Genomic DNA, 15,008 nt, shown 5'->3' on the forward strand with positions numbered 1-15,008 from the left:
AAGATAGGTTCTCTTGGCCGAATTCTTCGATAGCTTGCCAGCCATCGCAACCTGAAGCGATAGCGGCTAAAACAAGAAAAATAATATCAACTAAATCATGGTCTAGGTTGATGTGAGAGCGAGGGTCTTCGATGAGTTTCAAGTGTTCAAACAGTGACATTAGGAATAGGTCGTTAGCATAACATGCTTGCTCTGATCCTGTTTAAGCCTAAAAGTTTCCGTTAGTTAACAAAGTATGATCCCGCCCTGATTGGGTGTATATGGTAAATGTACATCTCTAATTAGAAATAGCAGCACTTTGTGCTGGGAAATAAAGCTAAGTTTATTATTTTAAACTCATTGTTTATAACAACTTATGCTAAATTTAGTGGAGACTAAAAATGTGGTGTTGAAAGTTTTAAGTTCGAGGTCTAGACTGGAAACTAAAGGACTGATTCACTGAAAATTGAAAATTAAGTGAAAAATGGAAGAGGTGACCTATGCGCTTTTATATGGCAAGACAGCCTATATTAAATAGGAATAAACATGTTGTTGCTTATGAACTACTTTTTAGAAATAGTCGTGACAACTGCTTTCCACAGGGTATTGCTGATAACGCCGCTACAGCAAAATTGCTCGTCAATAGTTATTTAAATATGGATTTAGATGATTTGACGGAGGGGAAGCCAGCATTAATTAATTTCCCCACTCACTTTTTGAGTGAGTATTTATTATATATGTTTCCACATAATAGAATCGTGGTTGAAGTATTGGAAACTGTTGCGCCAAGTGAGGAGAATTTCATTGTAATTAAAGAGCTATTTAATTTGGGCTACTATCTTGCCTTAGATGATTTCGTTTACTCGGCGGCATGGGAGCGGTTTTTTCCATTTTTTAAGCTTATTAAAGTAGATATTGTTTCTACACCGTTAGATAGTATTGCTCATTTAATTCCAATGTTTAGGAAGTATAATTTAAAGTTACTGGCTGAGAAGGTCGAGACTCTGGCTGAATATAAACAAGCTAAATTATTAGGATTTGATTATTTTCAAGGTTATTACTTTTACAAGCCTGAATTGATTGAAGGCTGTGAAATTGGTGCTTCTCAACACTTTACATTGTCAATTTATCATGAGGTTTTCAAGCCTGACTTTAGCTACAAAAAGCTCGAAAAGTATTTTTCTCAAGATTTAGATTTAACTTACAAACTACTTAGGTTTGTCAATTCAAGTCAATTTGAACATGTAACAGAATTTACCTCAATAAAGCAGGCAATGATTTTCTTAGGGGAAAATAAACTTCGTAAGTTTGTTAGCCTTATTATGCTAGCTGAACTCAACCCAAACAAGCCTGTGGTGTTAATTCATAATACTATGATGAGAGCTCGGCTATGTGAGGAGTTAATTTCATTAATGGGATTTTCTTTTTTAAGTGAGTCAGCATTTCTTACGGGCTTATTGTCAACGCTGGATGCCATTCTGGATAAACCAATGGAAAGAGCAATAGGCCCTTTACCGTTAGAGCAAAAAATCAAGAGTGCACTACTTAATAATCGTGGGTATTTGGCTCATTGTTTACAGCTTGCGGTAGCATATATGGAAGGGGATTGGGTTACCGTTGATTATTTCATAGAGGTTTACAATATTGATCAAGACAGATTTATTTTAAAATGTGACAACGTATATGGTTGGTTGAATCAGTATCAACGTTCAGTTCAATAGCGCTGATTGATAGTGAATAATAAGGATATTTTATGATGAACGTGATTGATTTGAACTTTTTTGATTCTTGTGCGTTGCTGATTTCTACTGAAGGGGAGTGGTTAGGGGAGAATAACCTTTTTTTGGCAGATCCATTTTTAGTGGGTGCTAGAGAGTCTATTGTTTCTCATTTTAATAAAATTAAGGCCCACCACCTTATTAATGAAAATCTTAAAATTAACGATAAAATAATTAATTTCAAAGTCATAAAGATGACTGATGCATGCTTTGTTGTTCTCTGTACTGTAGAGGATGGCGTGTTAACGTTAGATAAACTGAAAAACAGCCATTTTGGTCGCTTAGATTTTAATGATATTTCACCAGGTCAAACAGCAGTTAGTGTTATTGGTGTCAGTAGCGTGGCTATAATTGACCATGTTTTTTGTGAGTTTGGCTGTTTCTTTCCGTATCTTCGCCTTCGAGAATATATCGGTAAATCATTTTTTGATCTAATTAGTGATGTTTTTAAATGCGAGTTTACGAGACGGAATAGTAGTAGGGTTTTAAGATGGTTTAGATATAAGTTTGCAACCAGCAAAGATCTACTTTTAGTCTTTAAAACTAAATCTGGTATGTATATCGAGTATCGGGACATTTTACATGATGATGGATCCAGATTAGGATTGCTTACAGACCAAACAAGTAAATATAATAAAAGAAATATTTTAGTCGATAAATGTTCTGAGTTGATGCAGTTGAATTGTGCTCAAAATGATTTTATTGCGACTCTCGGTCATGAGATACGTACTCCATTAAATGCAGTCTTAGGTTTGATTGAACTTAGTTTAGGCCGTGTAAACGAACAAGATAGAAAGTTGCTGTTAGTCGCATTTAGTACTGCAAAACAAGTTTTGTTACTTATTAATAGTATGTTGGACTTTAGGAAAGGTAATGAAATTAATCTAATTAGCAAAAGTGATTCTGTAGATGTTAGGGTCTTAGGGGAGTCAATTATTGATGTGTTTAGTCTTCAAGCAAGCAAAAAAAATATTAACTTAGACTTTTATATGCCATTAGGGTTTAACTCTAGAGTTATTTGTGATGAAGTGAGGCTTAATCAAGTTATTTATAATTTGATCTCAAACGCAATTAAGTTCTCAAATAAAATTGAACCATCAATCTTACTTGATGTGGAAATTGTCGAGCAATCTTTTGAAAATATTAAGATAAAATTTTCTGTTATTGATAATGGTATTGGTTTGACGCAGGAAGAACAATTAAGAATATTCGGGAAGTATGAGCAGGTGTTATCAGGTTCGCATCGTCTGCATGGTGGTGTTGGTTTAGGGTTATATATTAGTCAGAGCATTTGCCATTCAATGGGAAGTGAGCTTGAGGTAGTTAGTCGAATTGGCGATGGAAGTGTTTTTTACTTTGTTGTTGAATTTGATGTTGATGATAGTTCAATTGCGCTCGATGAAGCTATATTTCATCGTTCAAATATGAATGTTCCCATTACCGCATTTACTAATAGTCCTGATTTTCATGAGGCCGTAACAAGATATTCAAGCGATCTAAATTTTGAGTTGTTATTTTTACCAAGTAATGAATTGGTTGATTTTGATACGGATGATTCAATACTTTTTGTGGACTTAAGTCAACGTGATATTATCTCAAGGAATGAATTTATAACAAGTTTGTTCTCAAAGAAGGAAAGAGTTGCCGAGTTAAGTAACTTATCGCTTTCTCGGTCTCACTCTGATTATGAAGTCATATCATATCCGCCCTTAAAAATTTATCAGGTTATAGATTTTGTTAATGAAAAGAATAAGTCTAGTATTGTCAGTCTTGATGATAAAACGAATTATAGTAGTGTAAGTGTATTGGTTATTGATGATAGCCAAGACAATCTGTTTGTGATTGAGAAGCAATTATCGTCAGTGGGGGTAATGGTGACATGTGTGCAAGATCCGATGCAGGCCATTGAGCTTTTTAAAGCTAATAAATTTAATGTAATCATTTCAGATGTTGTAATGCCAACTATATATGGTCCAGATCTTATTGCAGTTATTAGAGAAATTGAGGATTATCGACATCTTGCTCCTTCAATTATTGTAATGTTGACTGCAGAACATGGGGATGAATGTAAGGAAGAGTGCTTGCAGGCTGGAGCTAATCGTGTACTTGTCAAGCCACTTGCACTGATAGATCTCGTTCACCTTTTAGATGATGTTAAAACAACCTTAGAAAAACATTCAAGTTTAGAGACCGAAACCGTTAATACTGATGATGTTTCATTGGGCAGTGACTTTTTTTGTTTAGATAATACAGTAGATGAAGCTGCCGATGTTTCACAGATTGTCGATTTTTCAGCGATATATAAGTTCGTTGGCCAAGATGTTACTGATGATGAGTTAGAGTTTTTTCTGGAGCAATATTACAGCAATTTATTAGTGAAGCGCGAATCATTACGAACCGCAATTATGGATAATGATATTCGTTCCATTACTGGGATAAGCCATACCCTTAAGAGCAATTCTCTTTATGTTGGTGCCAAAAAATTAAATTTATCTTGTCAAGAGTTGGAACGTGTATCTCGTAACAGTGATATCGAGTACAAACAGGTACTAGAGTTTTGGCAAGAAGTAGATGATGATTTATTCGCATTGTCTGATTTTTTTATGCGTAGGAGTAATGTCCGTGGATAGAGTTAATTTTGAACATATCGTCTTCTTTACAAATGATCAAGATAATGACCGTTTATTGATAAGTGTTCTGATACGTCACTTTTCTCGTATTCACGTGATTAAATCAAATGTTGAGCTTGTTGAGCAGATCAAACAGTCAACACCAAAAGTGATTCTTGTTGCAGCAGAAACATTACAAGAGACTTTACTCATTTATTACGAAGCGATTGAAGAATTGCAGGCCGTAGATATTTGTGAACATGCGGTTGTTAGTCTAATTCCAAAACATCAAGAAAAAGAAGCATACGAGGCTTATCGAAGTGGGGTTATCAATGATTATCTGATTGCTAGGCCTATTTATGAAATACATCGAGCGATTATTATATGCACTCATTTATTACGAGAGATTGGTCTGAGAGGTAAGAATAAAAGAGTTGAAGATTTTATAAATATTCAGGAAAACTACTCTTCGCATATTAAGGAAATTGTACTTAAGGGAGTTCAACGAAAAAAGGATTTAGAACAAAGCTTTGAGTCAAATTTAGCAGAAATTGAGGCATCGTTAGACAGGGCTGAGGCACATCTTGCAAGCAATAAGACTGCAGAGTTAGATTTAGCGTCATTGAAAAAAATATTATCGTTTATTCGTTCTAACGAGATTAGACCTGCTTTGTTGAAGTTGCAGAGCAAGGCGCTTCACTTACTTGAACTTGTTGTTACTGATGTTTCAAATGTTGCTATTGTTGCTGAAGCTCCTCTACCTGATGAGCCTTTAGAGGTTGAAAGTAAGACCGTAGCGAGTGTGGATACCACTAAGTATTCGTATAATAAATTATACACAGATTCAAAAAACGCTAATGTACAGGTTGAGATCCCCGTGGTGCCAAAGATGTTAATTGTTGAAGATGATCATATTAGTTTGAACCTGACCATTATGCTCTTAAGAGCATTTGCGATTGAACTTGATACATCTTTGTCTGGTCGAATGGCCTTAGATTTACTGGCAAAGAAAAAATATGATGTGATTTTAATGGATATAAATCTTCCTGATACTAATGGGTTTTATCTTATCGACCACATTAATAAATCAAATGGAATAAATTCAAGTACGCCTATTATTATGCTGACTGGTAACAAAAATAAGTCATCTGTGCAGCAGGCGGTTTCTGTTGGTGCGAAGGGTTACATCATAAAACCGCTTTACAAAGATTTGATTGTAAAACTATTCAAAAAATACGATATACCATTACATTTAAGGTAATATATAACCTGAGATCGGTTTAACAAGCCATAACTGCAATAGTATTAAACTCCCCGTTAGTGAGGTTCAGTTGTGGCTTATTGTCTTTCAATTGCGGGGTTATAAGCCCCGCAATCATATTCAGCATAAAACCATGCACGCTGCGGTATCTGGAGTGCTCTATTTGTGAGATATTTTTTAACTGGTCGTTGATGGTTTCTATGATGAAACGTCTCGACAGCATCGCTCTATCCCACAACGACAGAGGCTGTTCATAATTCTGTGTCAGGCTAATTCTTCAGCCGATAATTTGGCGGAACTGATGTAGTAACGTGTCTGCAGCGTTCCTTTGCCTTTGTTTACCTGATAACTAATGACTTTACCAAAGCTGCGTATGGTCGGCCATTTGGCTTCAAGTCGCTCTTTGAGTGCATCTATAATTTGGTATTCCCGATATTCTTTTCGGCCATGCTGCGCCTCGATTTTAGTGGTGTTTTCGACATTCTCTGACTCAGCGGCAAAGGCCTCTTTTACGCGCTGATGTAAAGCACCTTGATTACCTTTGACTGTTAACAGGAAGTCGGCACCTTTATCTATGATGGTATGAGCAATATCGGCTTGAGTGCCCATTGCATCAATGGTAATCAGTGCGCCTTTAATATCCAATAAGGCTAATAACTCAGGGATCGCAGTGAATTCATTGAACTTCACATCGGTTTTAAGTTGCCCCATCACCACACCGTTGGTGACAGAGAAAGCATTCACCATATGAATAGCGGATTGACGCTCTTCTCTGTTATAAGAACCGCGTAAGGTTTTGCCATCAATGGCAATGGCTTGGCCTTAAGTCAATTGTTGGGTTGCCTGCATCCATGAAATAAAAGCTTGTTGCAACGCTTCTGGATCAACTTTGTTGATAATTCGTGCGATGGTGTCATGAACAGGAATACTTTTGCTGAAATCACCATACTTCTTCAGTATTTCCAAGTGGCAATGGCCAAAGTCTTCAATATCTTCCCTGCCCTCAGAGCCACCGATGACCGCCACCACGGTTAGGAACAACACATCGAACAAGGGATAAGTCACTTTGGCGGCCTGTCGGTGGTCTTCAATAAGTTCAAAGTGCTTGGTAAGAGAAAGAAGGCTCATGATTGTGTCTCGGCAAAAGAGAATATAAGCTCACAAAGCCGTCAAATTGAGAAGTACTGCCCGTTTGAATGGCTGAAAATTGTTCGCGATCTCACCCTGGGTTTTACTCTCAATTACTCGTATTGTTGGGATTTTAGAAGAAGAAATTCAAGAGATTGAAAATGAAATCGATACCATTCTCACTGCCTGTACTACCATGAAAAAGAACCATGATTTACTCATGAGTGTCATGGCTTTGTTTCCTAACAGAAATAACTACAGAGTGCTTCTTGATCGCCAGTATGGCGCATAAAACCCTTGTTTCATCGTCAGTCGTTTATCTGTAATCAGAATATTATTTTGATTTAAACCCGACAAACATTGGATTTCACTATTAGGAAACAAAGCCGAGTGTGATCGGTATAGGTAAAGTAATATCCCGAGAGTTAGTCTATCTTTTTTCAGCTAAAAACTTTTCAACAGCTAAGCAAGCTGCAGCATATGTTGGCCTAGCACCTAAGCTAAATGAATCAGGTTTGTTTAAAGGGAGAACGACACTGAGTAAAATTGGTCCATCCAGAATTCGATCCAAAATATTTTTAGCAGCAGTTAGTGCTGGAACACATAACCCAGATATTAAAGCACAAAAAATCGACTTCTGTCCGCAGGGAAAACAAAGATACAAGCGTTAAGTGCCGCAATGAGAAAGCTAATTCAAATTTGTTTTGGGGTGATAAAGAACCAAATAAGGTATCAGTCTGTTCTGGTCTAATCCCATCGGACACTTAATTTTGAGACAGTATGGTCAATAAATTAAGCGGTCTATATGAGTTTAAAAAAATCACATAAGAGTTATCCGCAGGCATTTAAAGATGAAGCCGTCTTGATGGTGCTAGAGCAAGGTTATAGCGTTGCCGATGCGGCAAAGTCTCTTGGAGTTAGCACGAGCCTGCTTTACAACTGGAAGGAAAAACACCAAGCCCTGCAACAAGGTATCACCTTAGAAGAGTCTGAGCGTGATGAGCTAAAGCGATTACGTAAAGAAAACAAAGAATTACGAATGGAGAAAGAAATTCTAAAAATACCCAAGGGGCACGCCGAGGCAAGCGCCTTCTTTGCGAGAGAAATGAAGTAAGATTTCGTTTCATCAAACTGCAATCTCACCTATTCCCCATAGCACTGTTATGTCGAGTAATGAGTGTCAGTAAGTCAGGCTATTACGATTGGCATAAACGCCCTGCAAACGTGATAAGCCTTGAAACACTGAAGCTTTATCGCCTTGTTCGACAGCAATTTAAGCAAAGTCGAGGCAGCTTAGGGAATCGTGAAATGGTGAAGAAATTGCGCAAGGAAGGCTACCTGGTTGGTCGCTATCTCGTTCGTAAAATTATGCACCGCCTTCGACTCAAAGTAACCCAGCGATGTGCTTACAAGGTGACGACACAGCGAAAACACTCAGATGCAGTGGCTGATAACCTGTTAAACATGAACTTTAATCCAGTATCGGCTAATCAGGTCTGGGCGAGTGACGTGACCTATTTAAAGACGGGTGAAGGCTGGAGGTACTTAGCTGTGGTGATGGATTTATATTCACGCCGGATTGTGGGATGGCACATAGACAAACGCATGACCACAGATTTGATATCCAAGGCATTAATAAAAGCCTACAACCTGCGCCAACCGGCCAGAGGGTTGGTATTTCACAGTGACCGAGGCTCGCAATATACCAGTAAGCAATTCGGTAGGCTGCTATCGAGCTATGGTATCCGAGCCAGCATGGGTGATGTGGGTGCGTGTTGGGATAATGCCGTTGTTGAGCGTTTCTTTGGTAGCTTGAAACACGATTGGATTCAACCAACAAGGGAGTTTATGAAGCAAGACGTGACGGCTTACATGAAATATTACAACTTGGAGCTGCTGCATTCTGCTAATGACGATCTGTCACCTGTAGAGTTTGAAAATTCTCAAGTAAAAGTGTCCAGTTTGGGTTGACCAGTACAGTTTTTAGTAGATCAGTCTGACTGTCTCATCCTCAAATCAAGTGTCTTAGCAACTTGCTGGTTGATTAATCGTTAACATAATAAGTACATTTGATGTTGTTACATAGCGAGCCGAAACTCTTCTTCACGTGCCGCGATAACCCATGACATTCTGGCGAGCTTATTCGCGACGGCCACACAGGCTCGGTTAAAACCTCGGCGTTCCGCTAGCTGGATAGCCCAACAACTCAACTTATCCGACTTACTCCCACTGTGTCGCAACACCGCTCTGGCGCCGTGGATGAACAGCGTACGTAAATAGGCGTTTCCCCGCTTACTTATCCCGAGGAGGTTATCTTTACCTCCGCTGCTGTGCTGCTTAGGTACTAAGCCACACCAAGCTGAAAAATGTCGGCCATTGCTAAAGTCTGTACCGTCACCCACTGCAGCATAAATCGCCGTAGAGGTGACAGGCCCAACACCAGGGATAGTCTGTAATCGCTGACAAATCACATTGTTTTGAGTTTCGTTTAGTACTTGAGTGTCACAACTCTTAAGCCGTTTTTCAATGTCGATAACCTCATCATATAACTGATAAAAGATGGCTCTACCCTTGGTGGTCAGTGTATTGGCTTCATCGACCAAAATATCAGGTAGCTGGGCTTTAAAGGCCGATTTACTTTTGGTCATCACAATGCCGTATTCCGCTAGCATCCCTCTGACTTGATTGATTAAGGCTGTTGATTGTTTAGTTAATCGTTCGCGCATACGGTGGAGCAGTTGCACATCTTGCTGCTCGACGCTTTTGGGTTTTATAAACCGCATGTTCGGTCGCTGCGCGGCTTCAGCTATGGCTAGCGCATCGTTGTAGTCATTTTTGTTACCTTGCCTAAAAGGAACCACATACTGCGGGGCAATTAACTTAACTACGTGCCCAAATTGCTCGAATTCTCTGGCCCAATAACTCGCGCCACCACACGCCTCCATAACGATAAGGCAAGGCTCAATTTTCGCGACAAAGGGCAGCAAGTCTTTGCGTCTAAGCATTTATTTTTGATTAACTTGCCCGCTTTATCAACACCAACAAGATGAAAAACAGACTTTGCGATATCTAAACCGATTGTAGTAATCTTCATAGCTGGACCCGTCCTCTTTTTGATGAGTTTTAGCGACTACATCGTGGCCCATTGCGAGGCCGATTTAAAGTGGATGGGTCCATTCCATTATCCCCTTCGATAAGAGGGGATGTTTTCATGTGTAAGAATCTATATTAATAAGGTTTTTTAGAAGTTATACATCACAGATACACCGATGTTTCTTGGGTCGATAATTGCAGCGTAACCGTCCACATAACTGCGGCTGGGAGGCTCATTTACTGTCAATGCTTGCTCATCAAATAGGTTGTTCACGAAGCCACTCACCCGCCAGCTGTTGGCTTGATAATCGACGCTAAAGCGAGTTACTACATAGTCACCTGCCATGCGGTCTTCTGTGTTGTTGATATCGGCGAAGTATTCACCAACATAGTTGCCTGATAGGCCAAAGGTTAGCTCGTCATTGAGCCAATATTTAATGCCTAAGTTTGCTGTAACGTGTGGCGCCGCATTCAGTTGATTGCCGATAACATCCCCATAATTAGGATCTGCTCGTTTAATTTCACTGTCGAGTAAGCCCACTCCAGTCGTTAATTGCCAGTTATTACCAAGCATTGCAGTCAGAGCTGTTTCAATACCATAGGTAACTGCTTTGTCTACATTGGTAATTTTTCGAGCTTGATTAGATGCTTGATATCCATCGAAGTTGTTATAGAAAAGGTTGGCACTAAGGTTGACATTACCGTCTAAAAATTCACTGCGCGAGCTAAGTTCGAAGGTATCAACAAATTCTTCATCGTAATAGTAGTATTCACTTTCTGCTAACGACAATGCTCCACCGCCAGCGTTATATCCGCGGCGCGCACTGGCGGCTAAGGTCGTGTTATCTGTGATGGCGTATTGCAGTACTAACTTAGGCAGTGTGACTGTGGTGCCGTCATCGAGGTTTTCATTTAGTTGATTGCCTTGGTATTGCATCGAAAAATTACGTGTTTGTTCATCACGCATCACCCGACCGCCGAGAGTGACCCAAAGTGAGTCATTTAAACCATAGGTGATTTCACCGTAAATAGACGTTGATGTGCTACTGTCATCGCCGTTATAAATTGAGCTGCCTGTGCTATCAAAGTCTTGGCTGCGCTCAAAATAAGATAGGCCAATAAAACCATTCAAGTCGCGGTTATTTAAGCCAAAACTGTATTTACCATCGACAGTGTAACTTTGATCTTTCATATCCACATATTGCTGTGCTGTCACTACTGGCTCGTAAGATTCAAAGCCCCAGTCATAATCCATGTAGGCGACAACTAAATCAAATGCTTTGCCTTCACCAAGATCGTAGTCGATTTTTACTGAGTGTGAGGCCGATTTAGTTTCAATATAACGCTGAAAGATAGGGTTATATGCCCAAGGGTCATTTCCCGTGAAGTAGTTACGTCCGGAATCTCCTTTCTCATCATTAAACGAGAAGCTATACATCACTTTTAGAGCGTCAATCGCACTTGGTTGCCATAAAACCTTGCCGCGCCAGCGATTAGTGATGAGTTCATTTTGGTCGAATGTGGCTGGGTTTGTGCTGTATTCCAAACCTTTGTTATAGGTTTCACCTGTGACATTTTGCCCGCTGATCCTAAAGGCTAATTCGTCGTCTAGAATCGGGCCTGATAGCATCACGGCGCTATCAATATAGTTATCTTGGTTGCGGTAACCTAAACGGGCGGCACCATGCCAATCAAACGTGGGATCTTCAGTTTTTATAAATACAGTGCCACCAATACTGTTACGGCCATTAATGGTCGATTGTGGCCCTCGAAATATTTCAATTTGTTGAATGTCCCATAAGCCTGTATCGCCAGTGAGATCGGCTACAAAGGGTTCTGCCACACCATCAATCAGAGTGGAAACGCGTGCACGAGCACCGCCAGTGAATGAGTTGAAGCCTGAAGCCGAACCATTGCCTGAGACACCACGGATATCTGGTACCGAGCCTGTTAGTACGACAACGTTAGGTATTTCGGACAAAGCATTTGAAATCGACTGATACTGACCGCTATCGAGTGTTTCTTTGTCAATAACAGATACCGACGAGGTCGTATCTTTTAAACTGCGCTCAATTTTTTCGCCATATACAGTAATTTTTTCAATAGCATCTGCCGACGCTATCTCGACGGCAGCGGCAGCCGTTGACATGCTAATACTCGACAGAAGTGCCGCAATCATATTTTTCTTAAATGCCCTGTGTTTCATGAAGATCCTCGGACTGACTATTAATGAATAGCGTGGTGTTAGCTAGAAGTGCCGACAATTTACATTAAAATAACCTTAATCGCAATTGCGAATGTATGTCATTTACATTACCATTTATCGGTTTTGTGACCTCTACCAAATAATGAAAATAACAGGGTAAATATGTTTGGAATTTCAGCTTTTGTAGCGACAGTTATCGGTATCATGCTTATTTACGGTACGAGTAAACATCAAAGATTAAGACGAACGTCATTACCTAAATCATTTTTGATAATCGGATATTGTTTACTTTTATTGGCACTATTTTTTTGGTCGCAGCATTTGAGTTTGATATCCGCATTATTCACTTGGTTTTTTAATGTCTTGCTATTGCTGATATGCATTCCGTTGGTCACGCTCGTAAAACATAGAGGTGAATTGTCATGAAGCGGTTAACTGAAGCTGAAAAGATTCAGCCTCATTGGTGGCGAAAAAGCCTGATTGCAGGTGTGTTAGGTCTTACATTCGCCTACGGAGTGGTGGCCGTTTTTGCTTGGTTTGGCCCCGGAGGAATAGATGCGCCAATGAAGGTACAGCTTAATATGTGGCTAATTAGTTTAATTTGGTTGACCGTTGTTTCACTGAGTTTTTTATTCAAGACCGCAACCACAGCTTTGTGTGGCTTGGTTTTGGCTAATGTTGCTATTTATCTTATTTTCATCGGGTTATGGACATTGTTATGAGAATCCGTGCAGATGTGCTTCGTACTTATCAGTCTATCCATACGTGGACGGGAATATTAACTGGACTGCTATTATTCATTGCTTTTTATGCGGGTGCATTGACTATGTTCAAACCGCAAATTGAGCAATGGGCTATACCGTCAAATCAGCAGTTAGCTCAAGTACCCAGTGAGCGGTTGGATGAGTTAATTACGCAGGCATTGAGCCAATATGATAAAGCTAGAGAAGGTTTTATTATCAGCTTTGATGAAAATGAATCACCAATGAAGTGGTACGAACATGGCGGCGGTCGGGGTATTCGATTAGATGATCAATTACGGCATGCAAGCTTGACTGAGCGTGGCGAGATTATCACTCAAATGAGTAGTACTAATGAGTTGGGTACGTTAATTGACCAACTGCATCGTACTGCTGGCATCATCGGTAAAGTGGGCCATGAAGATTTAGGCGTGATTGTTTTAGGTGTGGCAGCCCTATTGTATTTTTTGGCGTTAGTGTCAGGTGTTATTATTTTGCTGCCTACTTTAGTCAAAAACCTGTTCGCACTGAGGCAAAATAAGGGAAGTAATCGCCTTTGGCTAGACAGCCATAATCTCGTTGGTATCATCAGTTTGCCATTCCACATTATCATCGCATGGACAGTGATTGTTTTTGCATTCCACGACTTTTTTTATGGTGGGTTGGGTATCGTTTATGGTGATAAACCTTTATTTGAACGGCCTGTACGCTCAAATGTTGAATACTCAATTACTGAACTTCCATCAATGGCAACGTATCGACAGCAATTGAGTGCAATGACCCATGGCTATCAAATTGTTTCTATGGCGTTTTCAAACCTTTCAACTACCAATCCCGCGCTAGCTGTCGAAGTAAAAACCGATGGGCAGATAATGCGTGGTGGCTATAGCGATTTTATTTATCTGAACCCTTATACCTTTGCGGTGCAATTTAACACACTTAATCAAGCCAGTGAGGGGGCGTATGGTCCAATTGTAAACAGTTTGTTTGCTCTGCATTTTGGTAATTACGCGGGTGACTTTGGTCGCTGGATGTATTTTGCCTTTGGTTTATTAGGGGCATTTTTGTTTTATAGTGGCAATTTACTCTGGCTAGAAAAACGTCGTAAAAAGCAAGCAGAGCAGCAAGCATCGACACGTTTTATGGCATCGCTGACAATTGGTGTTTGTTTAGGGTCAATGTTGGGGGTGAGTTTCGCTATCTTGGTGACTAAATGGCTTTATCTGGTAACTCATCAGGTCAATAGTCATTATCTTGCGTGTTACTACGTTATATTTTTTGGGGCGATTATTTATAGTTTTGTTCGTAACCCTGCGTTGGCCGCAATCCATATACTGAAGTTATTAGCATTAGTTTGTGCATTGATCCCTGTGAGTACACTCATCTCACCGCTGTTTGCACCATCCGAGTCGATTGCTTATGCTAGTTTGGGGCCAGTTGATATGGTGGCGTTGATTTTTGCAATATGCTTTTATTTCTGCGCCCAGAAAGTTTATAAGCGAGCTTATTTTGGAGAACGAAATAGTATTTGGGCATTGTCGAAACCTGAACACTTAGTCAAATTAACTGCTGCACAGCAGTGAGTTTTGTTAGTACCAAATTCAAACCCAATTTAGGGTCCACCACTAATTCTGCACAATTGGAGTCATCAAATTAGTTTTAAACTAGTACACCATATAGTAAGACGAAAAATGCACTTTAATATATTAAAATGCATTTCTGTTACGAATTAGTCATGTGGTCAGTGTTATTCACATAGCTTCTATTGGGTTGTCAATTTTTGTAAACAGCTATAGCCGACATATTTAACTTTCGCGGTACTCGTCTTGCTTCAGGCGCTTGAGGATGCAACAGTCGCTAACATGTTGGTTATCGCAGGAAACTAAGGATGAGAGTGAAGCTTCTAGCTTGGCCAACTCCCGCTGAGTTTGGCGAATACGTTTGAGCTGCTCGCTAATAATCTCATCGACTACTGCGCAAGAGTTGTGAAGATGCTGCTGGACTTCTACCAGACGACGAATGTCACTCAGGGCAATATTCAACGCTCTGCAGCGGCGGATAAAAATGAGGGTATCCACATCTTGCGGAGCGTAGTACCGGTAACCATTGGCCATTCGCTTTGGGGAAGGCAGCAATCCTTCCTGCTCATAGAAACGGATAGTTTTTACTGGAACCTGTGAGGCGGATGCCAGTTCGCTGATTTTCATCTTGACC

Annotated in this window: 9 protein-coding genes and 4 pseudogenes; 7 read left to right on the top strand and 6 right to left on the bottom strand. The window is 39.9% G+C overall.

Annotated elements, in window-relative coordinates; genetic code table 11:
- On the bottom strand, positions 1-160 hold a 160-nt coding region (locus L5L98_RS13965; RefSeq protein WP_263139880.1), incomplete at its 3' end, for a transposase family protein.
- Positions 161-479: 319 nt separating this feature from the next.
- Here L5L98_RS13965 and L5L98_RS13970 point away from each other — a divergent pair.
- Genes L5L98_RS13970 through L5L98_RS13980 form a run of 3 tightly spaced genes read left to right on the top strand, consistent with a single transcriptional unit; the run spans position 480 to position 5,627 of the window.
- On the top strand, positions 480-1,700 hold the full coding sequence (locus L5L98_RS13970; RefSeq protein ID WP_263141792.1) for an EAL and HDOD domain-containing protein: 1,221 nt from the start codon (positions 480-482) through the stop codon (positions 1,698-1,700).
- Positions 1,701-1,732: 32 nt separating this feature from the next.
- Entirely contained in the window at positions 1,733-4,387 is a 2,655-nt protein-coding gene (locus L5L98_RS13975) for a hybrid sensor histidine kinase/response regulator (protein WP_263141795.1), read from the top strand.
- Complete coding sequence (locus L5L98_RS13980; protein WP_263141797.1) at positions 4,380-5,627, top strand: response regulator; 1,248 nt, start codon at positions 4,380-4,382, stop codon at positions 5,625-5,627. The genes L5L98_RS13975 and L5L98_RS13980 overlap by 8 nt, the downstream gene beginning before the upstream one ends.
- A 19-nt stretch (positions 5,628-5,646) precedes the next feature.
- Here L5L98_RS13980 and L5L98_RS13985 read toward each other — a convergent pair.
- A pseudogene (locus L5L98_RS13985) lies at positions 5,647-5,871 on the bottom strand (transposase); the annotation flags it as partial.
- A 20-nt stretch (positions 5,872-5,891) separates the two neighbouring features.
- Positions 5,892-6,755: pseudogene (locus tag L5L98_RS13990) on the bottom strand (ISAs1 family transposase).
- 392 nt (positions 6,756-7,147) lie between these two features.
- Here L5L98_RS13990 and L5L98_RS13995 point away from each other — a divergent pair.
- Positions 7,148-7,426, top strand: a complete 279-nt coding sequence (locus L5L98_RS13995) for an IS110 family transposase (RefSeq protein WP_317633957.1) — start codon at positions 7,148-7,150, stop codon at positions 7,424-7,426.
- A 134-nt stretch (positions 7,427-7,560) separates the two neighbouring features.
- Positions 7,561-8,726 (top strand): annotated as a pseudogene (locus L5L98_RS14000) (IS3 family transposase).
- Positions 8,727-8,833: 107 nt separating this feature from the next.
- On the opposite strand, the pseudogene L5L98_RS14005 reads toward L5L98_RS14000, so the two are convergent.
- Positions 8,834-9,849: pseudogene (locus L5L98_RS14005) on the bottom strand (IS110 family transposase).
- Between the two features lie 147 nt (positions 9,850-9,996).
- The gene (locus L5L98_RS14010; protein ID WP_263141799.1) at positions 9,997-12,054 is read right to left on the bottom strand and encodes a TonB-dependent receptor; all 2,058 of its coding nucleotides are present in this window, start codon (positions 12,052-12,054) and stop codon (positions 9,997-9,999) included.
- A gap of 422 nt (positions 12,055-12,476) precedes the next feature.
- Here L5L98_RS14010 and L5L98_RS14015 point away from each other — a divergent pair, with 422 nt between their 5' ends.
- Together L5L98_RS14015 and L5L98_RS14020 are read left to right on the top strand one after the other, a co-directional pair.
- Complete coding sequence (locus L5L98_RS14015; RefSeq protein WP_012197545.1) at positions 12,477-12,776, top strand: hypothetical protein; 300 nt, start codon at positions 12,477-12,479, stop codon at positions 12,774-12,776.
- Entirely contained in the window at positions 12,773-14,377 is a 1,605-nt protein-coding gene (locus L5L98_RS14020) for a PepSY-associated TM helix domain-containing protein (protein WP_263141802.1), read from the top strand. Before L5L98_RS14015 ends, L5L98_RS14020 begins: the two co-directional genes overlap by 4 nt.
- A gap of 222 nt (positions 14,378-14,599) precedes the next feature.
- On the opposite strand, the gene L5L98_RS14025 is transcribed toward L5L98_RS14020, so the two are convergent.
- The gene (locus tag L5L98_RS14025; RefSeq protein WP_263141805.1) at positions 14,600-15,001 is read right to left on the bottom strand and encodes a MerR family transcriptional regulator; all 402 of its coding nucleotides are present in this window, start codon (positions 14,999-15,001) and stop codon (positions 14,600-14,602) included.
- Positions 15,002-15,008 lie beyond the last annotated feature (7 nt).

The sequence above is a fragment of the Shewanella sp. SM23 genome (assembly GCF_025654295.1).
GTDB classification, from domain to species: domain Bacteria; phylum Pseudomonadota; class Gammaproteobacteria; order Enterobacterales; family Shewanellaceae; genus Shewanella; species Shewanella oncorhynchi.

Coding starts and splice junctions, on each gene's coding strand:
- L5L98_RS13970 (WP_263141792.1), top strand. CDS start 480: ATGCGCTTTTATATGGCAAGACAGCCTATATTAAATAGGAATAAACAT.
- L5L98_RS13975 (WP_263141795.1), top strand. CDS start 1,733: ATGATGAACGTGATTGATTTGAACTTTTTTGATTCTTGTGCGTTGCTG.
- L5L98_RS14010 (WP_263141799.1), bottom strand. CDS start 12,054: ATGAAACACAGGGCATTTAAGAAAAATATGATTGCGGCACTTCTGTCG.
- L5L98_RS14015 (WP_012197545.1), top strand. CDS start 12,477: ATGAAGCGGTTAACTGAAGCTGAAAAGATTCAGCCTCATTGGTGGCGA.
- L5L98_RS14020 (WP_263141802.1), top strand. CDS start 12,773: ATGAGAATCCGTGCAGATGTGCTTCGTACTTATCAGTCTATCCATACG.
- L5L98_RS14025 (WP_263141805.1), bottom strand. CDS start 15,001: ATGAAAATCAGCGAACTGGCATCCGCCTCACAGGTTCCAGTAAAAACT.